This is a genomic window from Paenibacillus sp. O199 (assembly GCF_001636635.1).
GTDB lineage: Bacteria > Bacillota > Bacilli > Paenibacillales > Paenibacillaceae > Paenibacillus > Paenibacillus marchantiae.
Genome location: NZ_LGRP01000004.1, coordinates 290,093 through 310,322, shown reverse-complemented (window position 1 = coordinate 310,322; position 20,230 = coordinate 290,093). Strand labels below are relative to the sequence as shown.

The window sequence follows — 20,230 nt, the reverse complement described above, 5'->3', positions numbered from 1 at the left end:
ATAGGGATTCATGGAACCATGCTCGTCAGGATACGGTTTTGGTCTGCCTCGCATATAAAGCGTAACGTTCAATCGCCTGTGCCCTGCTGCTTACATCCAGTTTCACGTATATTTTACGCAGGTAATTATCAATCGAACGTCTGCTAACGTTAATCTCACTGGCTATTTTATCATAGGTTACGCCCTGAACAATTCTTTCCATGATAAAAGTTTCGGTTTCTGTTAATTCAACAATAAGTTCTTCTGCAGGAGATTCGACGGGCTGAGCCCACTCTGAACTGGCTAACCATGATAAAGGAATGGATACACATCCCTCACGCAACCCGGAAATCAGATGAATCAGCTGGCTAGGGGAAGCCTGTTTGGACAGCATACCACTAGCACCAAGACTGATCAGATGACGAAATAATTTTACATTGTCCTCGTCCGTTAGAATAATGATGTGACTATGAGCCGACAGATTTTTCATTTGGGATATATACTGATCCGCCTGGCCCTCAGGAAGCCGGTAATCCATCAAAATCAGATCGGGCTGGTGAATGTTCACCAGGTCAAGACCTTCGGACCCGGTCGAAGTCATCCCCCGTACCAACAGATCCTGCTGTTCTTCCAAAATCAATTTTGTTCCCAGCATGCTGGTGGGGTGGATATCTACGATGACCACCTGCCATACTTTTTTCATTGTTGTTCCCCCTGTTATGTATTGGACAAATTCCTTTTCTACCATCAGCCATGATAATGCCTCTATCCTTGCGACAGTCCGTGTATAGAAGAAGTAAAAGTCGGATAATGTCGAAAAATAGAAAAACACTTGATACAGCTGTAAGAACAGCTCTATTTCTACTGTATTTTGCTGTCGTCACATCAGGACTTTTGTCTTCCCAAGCGAAGAAAGATCAAAATATAGTATAAATTTCCTGCATTTCTATCTAAAAAAGTCGAAAAACTTGCCCAAAGTTCCTACTTATTGCATCTATAAGAAATTGTATCCTAGGACTTCCTTCCGATGCAATCTCTTTTTATCCTATTACTCAAAGAATTTCATTTTTGCGTAATCAATAGTGGCATGATAGAATGAGGACTGGAAAATTTTTTGTACCTATAAATAACCAGGAGTGATGATATGAAACCTTCTGTCCAACCTTCTGACATCCATCACACCCGGAGCGCCAAAGGTAAGGCCGGATCTTCAGTCAAGCTGTTTCTGGTCATGTGGATTGTTCTCATTGCACTTGGAGTACTCGGAACCTACTATTATAGTAACCACCTCCAGCAACAGATGATTAATCAGCTTCAGACCCATAATCAACAGCAGATTGCAGCGCTCAAAGCCGACTACGAAAAGCAGCTAACAACGATATCCAAGGAAGTAGCGGACCTGCAGGGCCAGGTGCAGTCCTTTAATGAATTACTGACTTTCACCAAGGATAATGCAAACGATAAAACCGACAACAGCAACAAATTGTATACCCAACTGAGCGAAGTCAAAAAACAACTGGAGACACTCCAGAAAAAGATGGACCTGCTCAAATGATTACACCCGTAAAAAAGGTTAATCGTTTATTTATGCTTGCACTTGCTCCTTTTGTTGGATTGATGTTATGCATGCTGCTGATTCGTCCTCCGCTTGAACCGGGAGACTTCATTCATTCCGGTCTGGCTGAAGAGAATGTTACACCCCGGACCCAGGCAATTAGCCAAGAGCTTGCAGGGGCAAAAGAAGCTGCTGTTCAGACTTCTTCTTCTATTAAAAGAACAACACAGCTGTACAATCAGACAACGAGTACGATGTCGACGCTTGTACAGAAGGCTACGGTTCAAGCCGCTCGCCCGGAAACGATCTACAATCAACGGATCTCATCCAAGCTGGGCGTTCCGTTTGAACGGATAGACAGTGATCGAGTTACGATTGAACTCTATAGGGTCAATCCAGGCGCCTATAAAGGCTATGCGATGAAAATCAAGCTAAAAGACCCCACGGCCATGAAGATGGCTCTGGACAGCGAGCCAGGCCGATCTGAGACAACTATGCAAGCGGTCAAGCGCAGCGGTGCCATTGCCGGAATTAATGCCGGAGGATTCGCCGACAGCGGCGGAAAACGGTATCCGCTGAGTACTACCGTTATGGACGGCAAGTATGTGAATGGTTTTCAGGCCAGCTTTAAGGATCTGTTTTTTGTAGGTCTTGATAATGCCGGTAAGCTGGTAGGCGGTAAATTTTTCGACAAAAGTTCCCTGGATCGCCTACAACCCCAATTTGGTGCCACATTTGTACCCGTGCTCTTGCAGAATGGACAAAAAACGGTCATTCCCGCCAAATGGAAAGTTTCACCCAAGCGGGCTCCACGCACCGTGATCGGCAACTACAAGGACGATCAATTGTTGATTATCGTTGTTGACGGGTATAACGAAGGGGGCAGCTCAGGAGCCACCCTGGAAGAGCTGCAAGGACGTTTGTACAAACTTGGCGTCATGGACGCCTATAATCTGGATGGCGGCGGATCGTCCTCACTCATCGTGAACAACCGGGTTGTGAATAACCCTTCGGATGGGAGCCTCCGACCGGTACCTACTCACTTTTTATTTTACAAATGATGGAGTGAAGCATTTCTTTTCTTCCTATAATGGTTATAATAGAAGTAAAGATTTTGCAGGAGGTGCTATGGTATGTCATTTTCACTGACATTTTGGATTATTGCAATTGTATTGGCTCTCTTCCTTACAGGCATTCTCACTTCATCCTACAACAATGACAAAACTAAGGGCCTTTAAGGGCCAAGCCTCTCCTGGTGAGAGGTTTTTTCATTTTATAATGGGTCAAATAAACAAGCTAAACAAGAGACAAGGCTTAAAAGAATGCTTCAATTCTTCTAAGCCTTGTCTCTTGCTGTACAGTCGTCGTTTAACACAACATCCATGGAATGAAGAGGGGGCAGCGTCGTCAATAGCTAACCGCCTTTTCACCTTGGGCTTGTGCAAGATATGCTGACTGTACCTTGCTGTTTACCGACCCGCCCTCCACCAGTGTCACGTAGATGCGTTCATGATCAACAGGCTCTCCGGCAATAATCTTGATTAATTGTTCGGCTGCCAGTGCGCCCCATTTTCGTTTGGAATAATCAATCGTGACCAGTCTTGGCTGCACATATTTGCTAAGTTCAATATTATCAAATCCGATAATATCAATCTCCTGACCAATGTTTAACTCGCTATCAGCGAGCCGGTCACACATCCCAATCGCCATCTCGTCATTGAGACAAAACACCCCAACTGGTTGAGTATATTCCTGAATAATACGTTCGGCTGCCCGTTCTCCGCCACTCTTCTCGAAATCTCCGGTAATTTCGATCCATTCCACATTCGCTTCCCGCTCCGATACTTGCCTCACAGCCTTCAACCGCTGAGCCGAGTCAAATGAACCTTCAGGACCTGTCACGACATAGATCTTCGTGTGTCCCTGTTCGATCAAATGCTCCATCGCAAGGGTTGCTCCTGCCTTGTTATCCAGTAGAACCTGATTAATATTGGGGTGATCCAGTTCCCGGTCAAGAACGACAATCTTGTGTCCTATGTCTGCATATTGCATTAGTTCCTTGCTCGCAAATGTATGATCCAGAATGACAGCACCATCAATCATTCGCTCCGGAAGCATTCGATGAGATTGTTTCCCGCTGCACACAATCAGGTCGTACCCTTGCGCGTTACATACAGATTTCATACCACTAAGTAAGTCTCCATATACATCCCCGCTAAAATCCGTCAGAAATACACCCAGAATTTTGGATTCTCTCTTCTTCAATGTTCTGGCAGCAGCATTGGGAACATAGTTCAGCTCTTTGGCGATAGCCAAAATTTTGGAACGGGTCTCATCTGTCACTTTGTTGCTACCATTCAGAGCGTATGACACGGTAGAGATCGAAACTCCCGCCTGTTTGGCGATATCCTTGATACTGACCACATTCTTCGCTCCCCTGTTATGTTCATCAGGCCCTTCGAAATCGAAGGACCTGACATCTAAAATATTTATACTTGATAAAATGGACTAACGTTTACACGATTAACTGTAAATCTCAATCACGTTATTCTCGCTCAGGCTCTGTTCAAGCTCCTTACGTGAAATACGCAGTCCACCAAGACGATAAGGTTGTTGCAACCTAGTCGCATCCAGTTCCTTGCCATTCAGCACAATACGTTGTACGGCCTCTCCGCTGAGATGATAGACGAAGGTTACCTTTTTGCCGGCAAATTGGAAATCAAAATGCAAGCCATCCAAGCTGACAGGTAACACAGGGTCCAGAACCAGATCTTCTTCCTCCTGGCGAATACCCAGGGCGTTCGAAATGAGCTGATTCATGTAGATTCCCGGTCCACTGGAGTAGATTCTCCAGCCGCCCTTCACCTGCACATCTCCGGTGCGAAGCTTATCGAACTGCTCCTGCGCTGCATAACGGTTGTTGAATTTCCCGTCAGAACTGCTGAAGTAGGCATTACTCTGGCGTAGATCTGCGTTAGGAACAGCTTCCTGAATACCCACTGGATTGATAATGCCCAGCCCATTCCAGACCTCATCCGGGTTGCCCAGCTTCGCCATGGCTTCAATATAACGGATGTGAGCATGAACATATTGCAAGCCCACTTCACGTCCGAAGTTGGATGCCTGCTCTGCACGTTTGAAATGAGTGCTGACGCCGCCATCATATTGTGCTGGACGATTCATCAATCTGACACCATCCGGGCAGTACAGCTTGTCCTTGATCAGTTCATAATGGGATTGCGCTTGCTCAGGTTCCAGCAACTCGGCAATCATGCTGCGTGTCATCGGCAGCAAACGGTACTGAATACCTGTCTCGCTGTCATCCGGATGCAGCATGCGCTTCGCTTGTGCCGGATCTTCCATATATACAAAGCCCGGAATCACATCGGTATCCAACATATACTTGCTGAAGTCCCTTTTCACACCCGCTGCCATATCGCTTAATTCCGAAGAAAGCTCCGGTTTCACAGGCGCAAGCGCTCTGGATAGCTGCTTCAACGTTTGATAGGTGAGCGCCACAGTCCAGCTGCTGACCATATATTGCTTCAATTGAGCATTGGCAGGCTGTAATGTATCGTCCCAGTCCCCGTCACCATATGAAGAGAGGAATGTATCATGCAGGAAATGACTGCGGATATACTCCAGTTCTTTCTGGGCATGCTCCAGCACGCTGGCTGTCTGATCAGTAAAGTCAAAACCATGTTTTACGGTATAAGGTACTTCCTCATTCAGAATCGAATAATCCTTGGTGGCAATCAGATAATCACTTAGCACTTTGAGAGGCCAAACAATAATGTCACCATGGCTTTCTTCCTGCTGAACTTTGAAATAACGATCGAACATAAACCATTGCGGCCAGTTACCGTCATCCTCATACTGATGCGAATATACCGTCTTCAGAATGTCGCGAACCTGCTCATACTTTTGTGTAGCCATAAAGTATTCGACCGGACCCTGGCAGACATCCCGTGTACCCCAAGCTGCACCGCCATATTGCTCCAATCCGTGAGGAACAGAGTAATGCACCAGCATATTGTGGGTGTACCACCATGCAAGAGCATTCACTTTGAACAACTCATCTGCTCCTTGCTTCTGAGGTTGAGACAAATGGAACCCATTCATCACTTCTGCATAGAAGGTACGATAAGCTGCCACTTCCTCTTCGAAGCTGCGTGTCGAGGATGCAATCTGTCCTCCTTCCAACAGCCCTTGAATGGTCAATGTCCATTCAGCACTGCTGTCCAGTCGTAAAGTCGTCAGTGAGTCGTCGCCTGCGTTTACTCCACTAGCCAGTTCAGTCTCATCGCCAACCGTCACTCCTGCTCCGCTTACCCGCATGCGGTACTCCAGATTAGGATATACTTCGGCACTGAGGGAGCTGTGATCTGCCTTGAAGATCAATTCACCATTCTGCTCCGAAACATGAACAGGAAGTTCATATTCATTCACATTCATCGTAATCTGATTGGTAATCAAGTATCGATAAGCTATTCCTTTTTCCGACTTCACATGAAGATGTACTTCAGGAGTATCCAAAGTTGTATAATTCGTGATAATCAGCGTATCCTCAGCTGTTTTGTAATACCAGCGAACATAGTTGAAGCCCATTTCAAACAGGGAAGGCATCGTGAGTAGGTGGAAGATTCCTTCAACCTCGACGTAGATCCGCTGACCGGATGATTTGGGTATGTTGAGTGCGCTACGTGCATTGCTCATCATTTTATTGAAGTTCGTATTTCCCACAACCACATGGGAATTGAAGATACCATACATATAGGAAGACGTTGTGATTACGTTCTGACCCAGCTTCACATTGTTACCACTCATCAGAATATGTCCATGCGGACGTTCCACACGCATTTCCTTTTCCTTGAGCACAATATGCTCATACGTATCTGTAAAGAACGCCAGCAATTTACCATCCGCGCGCTCTTCTTGATGTCTCTTCGAAGCCGGGAAACGGGAATTCACTTCTTCTTCGGTCATCGATAAAGTAGGCAAGGGTTCACCCACTACCGGATGGAGAGATACTTTTGGGAATACGTTGGATACTGCTTGTACCGTGCTTGCATTCTCTTGACGCTTCGCTTCATACTCGTCCCAAGCCTGTTGGAGAACATCCTGGTATTCGAGTTCCTTCACCGCTTCAGCGTGGTTAGACTGAAAGAGTCCATAGAACACAAAGCGAGCTTCGCCACTCAACACCACTTTTTCGGACTGCAGGGCTGTATATGCAAATTCATACTGGTACACTTCATTCGCAAGTGTTGGCTTACCCAGACTTTCAGGGACATTCGTCTCCTTGTAACTCAAGCCAAAGAACTGAAATCCATCTGTGGAGTAACCTGCTGCACGGGTTAATGAACCCTGTTGAAGATAAGGAAAAGCCCCGCCCTGCGGTTGATTCTGCCGTGAAGCTACGATATATCCAAGTTTCGCATCCTCAAATACGGCATGGTCAATATATTGCGACAAGTAAGCCTCATTGCTGCGTACCGCACCTGGATCGGCATTGCCGACATCCTGGCCATAGACCACGTCGACCTCTTCTCCATTACCGTTTACGGTTACATCCCAGAACCATACACCTTTTGTTGTTGGAGCAAATACAACCTGATAGCCTACACCCTCAGCGGTACCTGTCCATACCATACGACTGCTGTCGGTGCTCACCTGGCTGTCGGAGTGAATGCCAAGCATTGGCACAAAACGAATGCCGGATTCACTGTGAAAACGCAAGTATAGATTGTTCATGGAGCCGTCCACCGGACTAGCCATCCACTGATTAATCATCGTTGTTCCACTTACAGCCTTGAACAAATCACCGCTTTCCCAGAACGTAAAGCACAGGTCGCCGGATTGTACGTTGATTTGAGATTTATTCATGGTCTTCATATATCTATTCATATCCTCCTATCCTGCCTTGTTCCCTGCTGCTGAACAGAAGAGAAGAAGGCAGTGCAGATTTGCTGCTTTTGTATGATGAGTTCAATCATTCATCGATATGAGGTGTATCCCATTACACCAGCTTGAACGTGCTCTCCAATGTATCGCGGCTATTCGGCCCTACGAAAATGTGGAATGTTCCATTATCACTGCGATGACTCAAATCGGAATGATGATAACGAAGCTGTTCTTCGTTTAATGTAAATGCAGCCGTACCACTTTCACCCGGTGCGAGTGACAGCTTGACATACCCTTTCAGCTCACGCATTGGACGTACAACTTCACCAGTGACATCACGTACGTACAACTGAACCGTCTCTACGCCAGCACGTTCGCCAGCATTGGTTACACGCACTTGGATTGTCAGAGGTTGATCAGCAGTCATTTCATTGCTTGAAACTTCCAGGTCACCATACTCAAACGAGGTGTATGACAAGCCGTAGCCAAACGGAAGCAGCGGATCATTCGGACTATCAATATATTTGGAAACATAACGCTCTTCCGTCTTTTGCGGATTGAGTGGACGTCCTGTATTAAAATGATTGTAATATACCGGTATCTGACCTACAGATTGCGGGAAGGACATCGTCAGACGCGCAGATGGATTCACCACACCTGTCAATACATCGGCAATGGCCGCTCCACCCTCACTGCCCGGGAACCACGCTTCAAGCACAGCATCGGATTCTTCAAATACACCATGTAAGTCCAGAGGGCGACCGTTGAAAATAACGCTGGCGATTGGTTTGCCGGCTGCTTTGAGCTGTTTAACCAATTCCAGTTGAGCTGCTGGCAAACGAATATCCGTACGCGATCCACCTTCACCACTCATTTCGGAATCTTCACCAAGTGCAAGCACGATCAGATCAGCTTTGCTTGCTACTTCAAGCGCTTCAGCAATCTGTTCAGCCGTGATCGTGTGAACGTTGCTGCCTTGAGCCATATGAACTTTCCCGGCAGTAAGACGTTCCTGCAAAGCAGTTCCGAGTTTAACGGCATCTTCTTTGACACCTTCACAGGACCACCATCCGAGAATGTCTTCACTTTGGGCAAAAGGTCCAATTAACGCTACATTGGCTTCTGGCTTCAGCGGAAGCACGTGATTATCATTTTTCAACAATACAGCAGATTTGGTTGCAAGCTCATACGATACCTGACGATGTTCTTTCGAGAACACGATCTCGCGCTCACGCTCCGGATCCGCTGCACGCAGTGGATTATCGAACAATCCCAGCTTTTCTTTCAGTTGCAGAATACGCAGCACCGCTTCATCAATGAGCTTTTCTTCCACTTCTCCGTTCTTGATCAACTCTGGCAGATGATGAACATAACAAGGTGTCATCATCTCGATGTCCACTCCTGCACGAATGGCGCGGTATGCAGCTTCACGATCATCTTCAGCTGCGCCATGAGCAATCATCTCGCGAATGGAAGCCCAATCCGAGATCAATACACCATCAAAGCCCCACTCGTCACGCAAGATATCACGCATGAGCTTCTCATTTCCGCTCGCTGGAATACCCTCTACAGTATTGAATGAAGCCATAACCATTTCGACGCCTGCATCCAGTGCTGCCTTGTAAGCCGGTAAATAGTACTCACGCAAGTTGCGTTCAGACATGTCGACCGTGTTGTAATCACGACCACCTTCTGCTGCCCCATATGCTGCAAAGTGTTTTACACAAGCCGCCAGACGATCCGGCTCATCCTTCAAACTGTCGCCCTGATATCCACGTACAAATGCCGCAGAGAACAGACTGTTCAAATAAGGATCTTCGCCTGTCGTCTCCATTACTCGACCCCAGCGCGGATCACGAACAAGATCGACCATCGGTGCAAAAGTGACATGGAGGCCAGATACGGCGGATTCACGTGCTGAAATCTCAGCACTTTTCTCAGCCAGTTCGGTGTCCCATGAACAGCCAATGGCTAGCGGGATGGGGAAAATGGTCTTAAAACCATGCACGACGTCCGCCATGAACAAGAGCGGAATGCCGAGACGGCTTTTTTTCAGGTAAGCTTGCTGTACATCTATAATGGCCTGTGCACCAGACAATCCCAGAATGGAGCCACTGGCATCCACGGACTGCTCCGTGATTCCCATCTCTTCCATTGGACCTGTGATCTGACCTTCAACATTGGTTCCTTCATAAAAGTTAGCGGTCAGCTGAAGCAGCTGGGCCGTTTTTTCTTCCAGGGTCATTTGGTTTACAAGGTCTAGCAACTGCTCGTTATTCATAGACATTATCCTCCACTACATGTTGTTGAAATAAAGAACCCGGCTGCGTTCGGGGAGAGACCGCGCACCGGGTTCGATTGGATGGGACAGACAGAACACACCTGTCATATCCCATCTTGCTAATTACTGAATGATTACTTGAATTCTTTGTTCAGTTCATCCAGATAAGGTTGAACCAGGGACATTTTACTGTTTACCCATTCTTTCCAGTTCGCTTCAAGATCTCCATTTTTGAGGATCAAGTTGGCATATTCATTCTGGTAGTCGAATGAAGCCTGACTTTTAGCTTTGGAATCGTACAGGTTGATATCCCAGTCGTATGTTGCGAGTGACTGACCTTCTGTACCGAGTTTTGCTTTTTCCTCGAACAGCTTCACAGCTCTATCACGATAATCCTTTTTAATTGCAGGATTTACAACACTAAAGTCGTCACCCAGCAGGTACAGACCTTCGAAACGTGCTGGGTATTTGTCTTCCAGAACAGTTCCTTCTGGCAGCAAGCTAACCAGTTCTTTGTTTTCATCATATTTCCAATCTTTACCTTCGAAGCCCATGTTGATGAGTAGTTGTCCTTCTTTGGTAGTCGAGTAGTCGATCAGATCCATGATCCGTTCGAATTTCTCGTCACTGATGTTCGGATTGAAGATCAATGCAGACCAGAAGTTCGCTTGCTCCATGTTGCGGTATTTCCCATCATCGCCCAATACGATTGCTGTGTGTACCAGGTCATCACTATCTACACCCAGATTCTTTCTCATATCAGAATCCAGACCTTGTCTGTACGAAGCCAGTCCGCCCAGACTTGTTACTGCAGCTGTACCTGTTACTTTGAAGTTGTTTTGACCTTCATTGTTTTTCCATGTGTAGAACTCAGGATTGAGCAAGCCATCTTTGTAGGCTTTTTGCATCAATTTAAGTCCTGTCAGAGTTTCAGGATCTGATGGTCCCCAGTGGAACTGACCATCTTCTCCTTTATAGAACGGAGAGTCAGTCATGGCATGCACACTGTTCGGCATAATGATATTCGTCATGGCATCTGCCGCATTGTAGGACAGAGGTACAAGTTTGTTGCCCACTTTGCCTGGATCTTTTTCTTTCACAAGCTCAGCGTATTCATTCAATTCAGTAGTTGTATATGCATCTTTCAGTTCGAAACCAACCGCTTCAGCCCAGTCTTTACGAAGCGCAATGACACCAATTTGGTTCGTCAATGGGTCAGCAGGTTTGTTCTCGAAATAGATTGGTCTTGGCAGGACGTATGTTCCACCCGTCAGTTCTTCCAGCTTGTCTCCAAGACCGGTCAACTTGTAGGCTGCTGCCACGTTAGGCCAGCGTTCTTTCCAGTCATCCGGGAATTTGTAGAACAGGCCTTGATCAATACTGTTCATGGCATCGCCATGCACGTAGTTCCATACTGCTACATCCGGCAAATCGCCAGAGTTGATCCACAGACGAAGCTTCTCGCCCCATGAATCCCAATCGATATAGTTGTAATCCCATGTTACATTGAACTTGTCTGTCCAGAACTTGTGGAAGTCATTATCCAAGTTCCCGTTTTTAATTTCTGTCAGGTTAGCTACTGAGATGGTCAGGTTGTCTTTGTAATTTCCCTCTGCATCTTTTTCGTTACCACCTGAAGCTCCTTGGCTGGAACAAGCGGTCACCATCAGCATAACTACACTAAGCGTGATGGCAAAGAGAGCTCTTACTGACAACTTTTTGTTCGTTTTCATGTTTTACCCCCATGTTTTTTAGTAGAATTTTAATGCAAAATCCTATACGTATAATCAGGTCTTGATAGCCCCTGTTAATACCCCTTTGGCAAAGTGTTTTTGCAGCATTGGGAAGAAACACATAATTGGTACCATGGTGACAAATACTGCCGCCATCTTCATACCCATTGAGAAATTGCTTGCTTGGGCAGCATCCACACTGGATGCATTGGATGCGTTCGTCTGGGATGTGACGATAATGTTTCTGAGTACATTCTGGAGCGGTAACTGATCCGCTTTTCGAAGGAATATCATCGCATCATACCAACTGTTCCAGTACGCCACACCGTAGAACAACGTGATCGTAGCCATGATTGGTGTTGCTAGTGGCAGAACTACCGAGAACAGGATTCTCCACTCTCCTGCACCATCCAGTCTCGCCGATTCCATCAGCGATTCAGGCAAGGTATAGAAGTAGTTCATCATCAGAATCATGTTGAAAGCACTAAAGCTTCCCGCCAGAATAACGGACCACAGCGTACCTGTAAGGTGAAGTGATTTCATGATCAGGTACAGCGGTACAATACCACCATTAAAGATCATGGTGAACAGTACTAAGAAAAAGAGAAATTTCTTGAACGGAAATTTGTTGCGACTAAGGCCATATGCCATGCTTGTTGTCAGGAACAAGCTGAGTGGCAAACCGATGACTAGCAAAATAATTGTATTTTTGTACCCCGACAGAATCGTTCCGTCAGCGAACAACGCCTTATAGGAATCCAATGTCCATTCTTTAGGGAACATCAAAAATGGATTGTCAGCATATTCTTTTTGTGTTGCGAACGAGATCATAATGACATTCCAGAACGGAATCAGAATCATCAGAGCAAGCACAAGTAAAATGGCGAAAATAATGTAATCGAGAAATGTCATTTTTTCTGTACCAATTCTCGGTTTTTTGTTAGACTTCTTACTCATTTCATTTTTCCTCCTCTCTTATCGGAACAAACCGTCTCCGCCAAGCCACTTGGCAAATCTGTCTGCGAGAAGCAGCAAGACCATATTCACGAGGGAACGGAACAAGCTGACCGCTGTCGAGAATGAGAAGTCCGTTGAGGACTGGAACGTAATCCGATAGATATATACATCCAATACTTCCGATACATTTTTAGTTGCGGCATTTGCCAAGTTGAAGATCTGGTCGAAACCGGAAGACATCAATCCACCAACCGACAGAATGAACATGACGGTGATTGTTGGAAGTATGTTTGGCAATGTAATCTTGAACATCTGCTGCATACGGGAAGCGCCGTCAATCTGCGCCGATTCATACTGATCCTGATCAATACCGGAAATGGCTGCCAGGAAGATAATCGCACCCCATCCGCTTGATTTCCAAATATCCGTCAACAGCAGCATCGGTACAAAGTTAGACTCGGAACCAAGGAAGTTAATGGTTGGCAATCCAAGCAAACCAAGTGCGCTGTTTACCAGTCCGTCATAAGCCAAGACGTTGATGACTACCCCGGATACGATGATCCATGAAAGGAAGTGAGGGAACGTAAGAACCGTCTGGAACCACTTTTTCCCTCTGCGCATCCGCAATTCATTCAACAACAGGGCAAGAATAATCGGGAACGGGAACTGAATAATCAGTTTTAGAATGTTGATGTACAGCGTCCGCCATACCGCGTCAATAAAGGTTGGATCCCGGAAAACGTATTTGAAATTCTCAAATCCGCTCCATGGGCTTCCCCAAATCCCCAGGTTTGCCTTGTAGTCTTTAAACGCAAGAGACAGGCCACCCATTGGCATGTAGGCAAACAGGATCAGCCAGACGAGCCCTGGAATAAGCAGGGTGTACGTCATTCTGTGCTTCCAGATTTCACTCCAGAGCGAATTGCCTTTCAAGTTTCCCTTCAGCTTTTTGCTAGGTCCTTCGGCTGCAGGTTTCAAATTGCATCTCCTCACTCTACTTTGGTCTTGTCGTTATACAGAAAATCAAACATTGTTCTCAGGTGTTGCTCCCAGAATCTCCATTCATGGGTACCCGGTGTCTCCACATACCGAAACTCAAAATTCGTTTCCTGCATGTATTCCGCGAATTTGCGATTCATATCCACAAACGGATCAATGTCACCACAACAACTCAGAATATCCGGTAAATCTCCACCTTGCTTCAACAGCTTGGCAGACAGTGCGTACAGGTCCTGATCAGGTTTTACCTGTAACCGTTCTCCAAAAACCGCTTTCATTTCCTTGATCATGCCTGATGGCATCTCCGGATCGTGAAGCCGGGTCTGAATATCAGTTACACCTGATAAGGACACCGCTTTGCGGTACCTCTCGGGATATGTCAGTGCACATTTCAATGCACCGTACCCACCCATGGATAGACCGGCTACGAAAGTCTTTGCCGGGTCTGTATTGAGATTGAGCTGACGCCTGCAGAATTCAGGCAGCTCCTGAGTGATGTAATGGAAGTAATTCAGGCCGTATTCCATATCGGTGTAATAGCTTCGGTTCGCTTCCGGCATAATGATGGTACAGCCATATTGTTGCGCATACATTTCAATTGTAGTCAAACGTTGCCATGTACTTGCGTTATCGCCTGCCCCATGCAGCAAATATAGCGTACCGCCTGAAGTGTCTCCGGAGTCACTGGACACTACATGTATGCTTGTATTCATGCATACCGTAGGCGATCCGGTTTCGATCGTTATATGCGCCATATGTAACCCCTTTCATCGTCGGCTGCTGTCTGTAAACTTCTGTTTCTCTGCCTTTTTGTTGCAACTTCCAGTGATTCCCCCGTATTTCGCTCGGTTATCGAAACGATTTTCTCGAATCGTTTCAAAACATAGCCAACGTTGATTTACTTGGACTTGATTACAACACATTTTACGTGGAAGCGATTTCTTCGAATCGTTTCGAATAAATCATAATCCCGAAGTACAAACCCTGTCAATAACCTTTTTACAAATTTCGCGCTTTTTTCTCAAAAAACTGATTTTCCGTGATAAAATTTGCGTCAAAAGGCACTTTTAATTTGAAACAATTTCCTTTAAGTAACCGTTTGCACCTATTCATTGACATTGAACTTCGTTTGTACTAACATAAGTTCTAATTTTTGATCCAGATTGCGGAAACGTTTCACCAACAGTTAAAATTCTTCTTTTTTAGAAAGGATGTTAAGATGTCTAGTATTATTAATTCTTTTGTTCATCATATAGATGAGCAGCAGTTAAACGTTCATTCTGTTCGGGTATTGCAGAGAGGGGTTACAATCGGAGCGTGGGATCGCACCAGCGATATGCGCCGCTTACAGCATTCTGTCAGCAAATCGTTCACCTGCATGGCGATTGGACTTGCTTTAGATGCGGGCACACTTACACTTGAATCCAGACTAGGAGACTATTTCACATCACCAACACCTGCTTCCCATTTAACAGCCTTCCCTCCTGCGGACCTCACCCTGTACGATTTGCTGCGAATGTCATCGGGGCATGACGTACCTGTGTTATGGGCAGAAGAGCGAGCCACCCTTCCTGAGAAAGATTGGGCGAAATATTACATGTCCCTTCCTTTGAACAGAGTTCCTGGTGAAACGTTTACATACAGCAGTGCAGATACGTTTATGATCTCCGCCATGTTCCAGGCTGCCTCTGGTCAAACCGTTAAGGACTATCTGACTCCCCGGCTATTCGAGCCACTGGGCATTACGAATGTAGAGTGGGAGACTTCTCCCTTAGGCATTACATTGGGCTGTGCGGGCCTGCAACTCACCAATGAGGAATTAGGCAGGTTCGGTCAACTGTTGCTTCAGGAGGGCCACTGGAACGGCGAGCAGCTCATTCCTGCGGAATGGATCCGATTAGCGACAACACAACAGATCCCTACACCAGGAGACGGCGACTGGGGACAAGGTTATGGATATCAATTCTGGAGATGTTCCCATAACGCTTACCGTGCTGATGGCGCCAATGGTCAACTATGTGTTGTCCTACCGGAGCTGGAGTCCGTCGTTGCCATCAATAGTGATGAACAAAATATGCAAGCCATTCTTGATCATGTATGGTCAGATATATTGCCTATTCTGGAGGGGAACATTTGATTATACGAGCAGCCACTCAGGCAGATTATGCGGAGTTGAGAATCATCTATCTCGAGTCGCGACGTGCCCGGTTCCACTGGGCTAAGCCGGAAGAGCTGTCCCTACAGGATTTTGATACAGACACCGTTGAAGAATATATCCTCGTGGCTGAAAATGAAGAAGGACAGCTTCTCGGCTTCGCTTCGCTATATCTTCCCGAGAACTTTATTCACCTTCTGTTTATCCATCCCGGTTTTATCGGCGGGGGTACAGGTTCACGCTTACTTGATGCGTCAATTTCACTTATGCAGCAGCCTGTTCGATTGAAATGTGTATCTGATAATCATAAAGCAATTGGCTTTTACGAACGACAGGGTTGGAAAAAAGTCATTGAAGAAGGTATACCCGGGGAGAAATATTGGGTGATGGAGTACGACTCTAATAGCTGATTCCATTCGTTTGATCCCGATAAACAACAAGAAGTGGAAAAGCTTTTCCCACACAAAAAAAGTATCATGACCTTCAGAGGCCATGATACTTTTTATTTTACCCGTGCTGTGGAAGCTGGGTCATTTCATCTAAACATTGTGCGCATATGTAACGCTCTTTGAACTCATTGACTTCTTCCATCGATCCACAAAAAATACATTTTGGACGGTATCTCTCTAGAATGATATGGTCCCCTTGTACTAAGATCTCTACAGGATCTCCCTCATTCATTTGATACCTTTTACGCAAAGATTTAGGCAATACGATCCTACCCAATTGGTCAACTTTGCGAACGACTCCAGCTGGCTTCATAGCTACGGCACACCTCTCCTATCTTACTCTAAATTTCTAGGTACATTTGTACTATGTTTATTAATTCGCCAAGATTTTGTCGAATCCTGCTGGAAATAAACATTTTTTGTCCTTTTTTTTGAAAAATGTTTTTTTAGCGAATTCTAACCGTCACTTATACGCGAATTGGATTAATCAAGACCCGGGAAATTAAGTTGACGCAATGCCTCATACACAATGATTGCTGCTGAGTTTGACAAGTTCAATGATCTAACATCACCTGTCATCGGCATCTTCATACAAGTTTCTGGATTAGCAGCAATTAACTCTGGAGGAAGGCCTTTGGTCTCTTTACCGAACACCAGAAAATCTCCATCCTGAAACTTAAAATCGCTATAACGGTTCTTTGCCTTCGTGGTTGCGTAGAAGAAACGCCCTTCAGGATACTGTTCCTGAACCTCGGCAAACGAATCATGATATTCAATATGAACGGCATGCCAGTAATCCAGACCCGCGCGTTTCAGTGTGGCATCATCCGTACGGAATCCAAGTGGACGCACGAGATGCAAATGTGTGCCGGTAGCCGCACATGTACGAGAAATATTGCCCGTATTTGCCGGAATCTCCGGTTCAACCAGAACGATATGTAAAGCCATATGTGTTCAATCTCCTTTTCATTTCATGTAAACGACAATTCTCTAATCTTAAAGAAAAGCCCTCCACACGTCAATGTGGAAGGCTCTGGTAAAACACAAGTGTAATGCTTGAATTCACAACTCGCTGCCAGGTTATTTATCCATTAGTCTTCTGGAAGTGGGACATGAAGTCCGTAAGTGCTTTAACACTTTCATATGGAGCAGCATTGTAAATGGAAGCACGCAGGCCGCCAACACTCCGATGCCCTTTCAGACCAACAAATCCTTCTTGCTCCGAAGCCTTGATAAACTGTTTCTCCAAGTCCTCGTTAGCTAAGCGGAAGGTCACATTCATCAGGGAACGATCTGCCGGATTTACACAGCCACGGTAGAAGTCTCCGGAGGAATCGATCGCATTATAGAGCAAATCCGCTTTCTTCACGTTCTTCTGTTCAATTCCAGCCAATCCGCCTTGTTCCTCGATCCATTTCAGAACCTCGTTCACCATGTATACGGAGAAGGACGGTGGTGTATTATAGAGAGAATTGTTGTCCACATGTGTACTATAACGAAGCATCGTCGGAATCGTTTTAGGAGATTCACTAACCAGTTCTTCGCGAGCAATAACAACCGTAATCCCTGATGGGCCCAGGTTCTTCTGTGCACCCGCATAGATCATGCCGAATTGATTAAGGTCAAACGGTTTGCAGAAAATGTCACTCGACATGTCGGCAATAAGTGGAACTGAACCGGTATCCGGGAATGACTTGAATTGAGTTCCCTCAATTGTTTCGTTAGACGTCAAATGAACATAAGCTGTGCGATCCGGGAAGCTAAGATTCGACACATCCGGCAATTTCATATATTTATCCGCTTCGGAAGATGCAGCGACCTGCGTCTCCCCAATCAGTTTCGCCTCAGACAGTGCCTTCTTGGCCCAGCTGCCTGTCATGACGTAACTGGCTGTCTGCCCTTCCCCGAGCAGGTTCATCGGCAGCATGGCGAACTGAGTGCTGGCTCCGCCCTGAAGGAAGAGGACCTTGTATCCCTTGGGGTTGCCTAGCAGAGACAACAAACGCTCCTGAGCTTCATTATGTACAGATTCGTACACCGCTCCACGGTGAGACATCTCCATAATCGACATCCCTGTATTCCGAAAATCAACAAATTCTGCCTGAGCACGCTCCAGAACCTCAAGTGGCAACGCCGCAGGTCCTGCATTAAAATTATACGCTCTCTTTGTCACAAAATCCCCCGCCCTTTCCATCCGTAGCTGACATATGAAGTGAATATTATCGCTATGATATCAGTATTCCCTATCTGCTTCAAGGGCAATAAGCACCGAAGCTGCGAATCAGGGTTATCAAATTCCTTTATCACCCTGCAAAGTTAATGCACTACATCGTTCAATTCAAGGAAAAGCCTCCGAGAGCGAGTCCCGGAGGCTTTACATTGGGAACAGTTTCTGTTCCGACTGGATTAGCAGTCGAAGTAGAGGCTGTACTCATGCGGATGAATGCGAATTGCCACTGCTTTTGCTTCGTCACGTTTGAGGTTGATATAGTTTTCGATGAATTCTTTCGTGAAGACGCCGCCTTCAGTCAAGAATTCGTTGTCCGCTGCCAGAGCGTCAAGCGCTTCTTCCAGGGAAGCTGGCACACTGCGGATATTTTCTTTGTCTGCATCAGACAAATCATAGATGTTTTTGTCGAGTGGACCATATCCAAGCTCAGTTGGGTTGATTTTGCGTTTGATTCCATCCAGACCCGCCATCAGCATTGCAGCGAATGCCAGATAAGGGTTAGCTGTGGAGTCCGGTGTACGGAACTCGATACGACAACCTTTTGGTGTCACAGCTGCAACCGGAATACGTACTGCTGCCGAACGGTTACCTTTGGAGTAAACCAGGTTAACCGGTGCTTCATAACCAGGTACGAGACGTTTGAATGAGTTCGTACTAGGGTTAGTCAAAGCAATCAGAGCTGGTGCGTGGTACAAAATGCCTCCGATGTAGTGCAGAGCCATTTCGCTCAGGTTTGCATATCCCGCTTTGTCATAGAACAATGGGGAATCGCCATCGAAGATGGATTGGTGAACGTGCATTCCGCTACCATTGTCACCAAACAGTGGTTTTGGCATGAATGTTGCTACTTTACCATATTGACGTGCAGTGTTATGCACGATGTATTTGTATACAAGCAGGTTATCTGCTGTTTTCTTCAACGTATCAAAACGGAAGTTAATTTCGGCTTGACCAGCTGTCGCCACTTCGTGGTGATGACGCTCGATCGACAGGCCCGCTTCTTCCAAAATGCGACACATTTCACTACGAATATCTTGTTGTGTATCCACTGGAGCTACAGGAACGTATCCGCCTTTAGTGCGAACTTTGAAGCCCAGGTTACCGCCATCTTCCTTACGGTTGGTGTTCCAAGAAGCTTCTTCGGAATCTACGAAATAGGAAGAGCTGTTCGTGCCGCTCTCATAACGTACATCGTCGAAGATGAAGAATTCGGATTCAGGTGCGAAAAATGCTGCTGTACCTACTCCGCTTTCTTTCAGGAACTCTTCGGCTTTGACTGCGATACCGCGTGGGTCACGCTCATAACGCTCGCCATCCGGAGTGAAGATATCACACATAACATTCAATGTAGGGTGTGCTGTGAACGGATCGACAAAAGTCGCTTCAGGATCTGGAATCATAACCATATCGGACTCTTCAATTCCGCGGAAACCTTGAATAGAAGAACCATCAAAGGCTACTCCATTTACAAAAGTGTCTGCGTCAACTGCCGAAGCTGGTAACGAGATGTGGTGCGCACGACCGGATAAATCTACAAAACGAAAATCTACCCACTCGATGTTGTTCTCTTGAATTGATTTCAATACGTTTTCAACCGACATGTATTCGTCCTCCCAAATATTCCGAACATTAAACAACCCCGCTAAGAAAATGTCCATATTCGAATTTTTTTCTGTCGTCATTATAAAATCTCAAATGTGACATCGTCAATACTTATGTAAGGTATTTTTTGCAACTATGTAAGCTATGCTAACATTTTATAAACCTATTGATTTCACTTAACAACGTAAATACACTATATTTAACTGGTTTAATGCGGTAAAGCAGGGGTATATTTAGCCTAAATTATGGTAATAACATTACATCATAAATGTTTCTTATCACCTATGATTAATAAATGCGTTCAAGGCTCCAAATAACATAAAAACCGGACATTTTGTCCTAGCCTCATTCTCATCGAACGGAGCCAGGGCAGATGCCCGGATGAT

General features: G+C 45.8%; 16 protein-coding genes. 4 read left to right on the top strand and 12 right to left on the bottom strand.

What is annotated here, in order from left to right:
- Window positions 1-25 precede the first annotated feature (25 nt).
- On the bottom strand, window positions 26-682 hold the full coding sequence (locus A6049_RS08730) for a response regulator transcription factor (protein ID WP_063564257.1): 657 nt from the start codon (window positions 680-682) through the stop codon (window positions 26-28).
- A 441-nt stretch (window positions 683-1,123) separates the two neighbouring features.
- On the opposite strand from A6049_RS08730, the gene A6049_RS08725 reads away from it, so the two are divergent.
- Window positions 1,124-1,534 carry a hypothetical protein gene (locus A6049_RS08725; RefSeq protein WP_063564256.1) on the top strand — a complete coding sequence of 137 codons (411 nt, stop codon included), beginning with the start codon at window positions 1,124-1,126 and terminating at the stop codon, window positions 1,532-1,534.
- Window positions 1,531-2,595 carry a phosphodiester glycosidase family protein gene (locus A6049_RS08720; protein WP_063564255.1) on the top strand — a complete coding sequence of 355 codons (1,065 nt, stop codon included), beginning with the start codon at window positions 1,531-1,533 and terminating at the stop codon, window positions 2,593-2,595. Before A6049_RS08725 ends, A6049_RS08720 begins: the two co-directional genes overlap by 4 nt.
- Window positions 2,596-2,941: 346 nt before the next feature.
- Here the strand turns inward: A6049_RS08720 and A6049_RS08715 are convergent, their stop codons facing one another.
- From A6049_RS08715 to A6049_RS08685, 7 genes are all read right to left on the bottom strand, one after another.
- Window positions 2,942-3,958, bottom strand: coding sequence for a LacI family DNA-binding transcriptional regulator (locus A6049_RS08715; RefSeq protein ID WP_063564254.1), 1,017 nt, complete (start codon window positions 3,956-3,958; stop codon window positions 2,942-2,944).
- A gap of 99 nt (window positions 3,959-4,057) precedes the next feature.
- The gene (locus A6049_RS08710; RefSeq protein ID WP_063564253.1) at window positions 4,058-7,429 is read right to left on the bottom strand and encodes a GH36-type glycosyl hydrolase domain-containing protein; all 3,372 of its coding nucleotides are present in this window, start codon (window positions 7,427-7,429) and stop codon (window positions 4,058-4,060) included.
- Between the two features lie 124 nt (window positions 7,430-7,553).
- Window positions 7,554-9,719, bottom strand: coding sequence for a beta-glucosidase BglX (gene bglX, locus A6049_RS08705; protein WP_063564252.1), 2,166 nt, complete (start codon window positions 9,717-9,719; stop codon window positions 7,554-7,556).
- Between the two features lie 134 nt (window positions 9,720-9,853).
- Window positions 9,854-11,452, bottom strand: coding sequence for a type 2 periplasmic-binding domain-containing protein (locus A6049_RS08700; RefSeq protein WP_063564251.1), 1,599 nt, complete (start codon window positions 11,450-11,452; stop codon window positions 9,854-9,856).
- A gap of 54 nt (window positions 11,453-11,506) precedes the next feature.
- Window positions 11,507-12,409 (bottom strand): carbohydrate ABC transporter permease, encoded by a 903-nt coding sequence (locus A6049_RS08695; protein WP_063564250.1) that lies wholly within the window; start codon window positions 12,407-12,409, stop codon window positions 11,507-11,509.
- Between the two features lie 18 nt (window positions 12,410-12,427).
- Complete coding sequence (locus A6049_RS08690) at window positions 12,428-13,387, bottom strand: ABC transporter permease (RefSeq protein ID WP_063564249.1); 960 nt, start codon at window positions 13,385-13,387, stop codon at window positions 12,428-12,430.
- Window positions 13,388-13,398: 11 nt separating this feature from the next.
- Window positions 13,399-14,163, bottom strand: coding sequence for an alpha/beta hydrolase (locus A6049_RS08685; RefSeq protein ID WP_063564248.1), 765 nt, complete (start codon window positions 14,161-14,163; stop codon window positions 13,399-13,401).
- Window positions 14,164-14,627: 464 nt separating this feature from the next.
- On the opposite strand from A6049_RS08685, the gene A6049_RS08680 reads away from it, so the two are divergent.
- Together A6049_RS08680 and A6049_RS08675 are read left to right on the top strand one after the other, a co-directional pair.
- Complete coding sequence (locus A6049_RS08680) at window positions 14,628-15,545, top strand: serine hydrolase domain-containing protein (protein WP_063564247.1); 918 nt, start codon at window positions 14,628-14,630, stop codon at window positions 15,543-15,545.
- Window positions 15,542-15,973: a GNAT family N-acetyltransferase gene (locus A6049_RS08675; protein ID WP_063564246.1), complete on the top strand. Its 432-nt coding sequence runs from the start codon at window positions 15,542-15,544 to the stop codon at window positions 15,971-15,973. Before A6049_RS08680 ends, A6049_RS08675 begins: the two co-directional genes overlap by 4 nt.
- Window positions 15,974-16,070: 97 nt before the next feature.
- Here A6049_RS08675 and A6049_RS08670 read toward each other — a convergent pair whose 3' ends face one another.
- The 4 genes from A6049_RS08670 to glnA form a co-directional block, all read right to left on the bottom strand.
- Window positions 16,071-16,325: an AbrB/MazE/SpoVT family DNA-binding domain-containing protein gene (locus A6049_RS08670; protein WP_024629045.1), complete on the bottom strand. Its 255-nt coding sequence runs from the start codon at window positions 16,323-16,325 to the stop codon at window positions 16,071-16,073.
- Between the two features lie 170 nt (window positions 16,326-16,495).
- Window positions 16,496-16,960 (bottom strand): tRNA (uridine(34)/cytosine(34)/5-carboxymethylaminomethyluridine(34)-2'-O)-methyltransferase TrmL, encoded by a 465-nt coding sequence (gene trmL / locus A6049_RS08665; RefSeq protein WP_063564245.1) that lies wholly within the window; start codon window positions 16,958-16,960, stop codon window positions 16,496-16,498.
- 136 nt (window positions 16,961-17,096) lie between these two features.
- Entirely contained in the window at window positions 17,097-18,206 is a 1,110-nt protein-coding gene (gene serC / locus A6049_RS08660; RefSeq protein ID WP_170867852.1) for a 3-phosphoserine/phosphohydroxythreonine transaminase, read from the bottom strand.
- Window positions 18,207-18,418: 212 nt separating this feature from the next.
- The gene (glnA, locus tag A6049_RS08655) at window positions 18,419-19,843 is read right to left on the bottom strand and encodes a type I glutamate--ammonia ligase (protein ID WP_063564243.1); all 1,425 of its coding nucleotides are present in this window, start codon (window positions 19,841-19,843) and stop codon (window positions 18,419-18,421) included.
- Window positions 19,844-20,230: the final 387 nt, after the last annotated feature.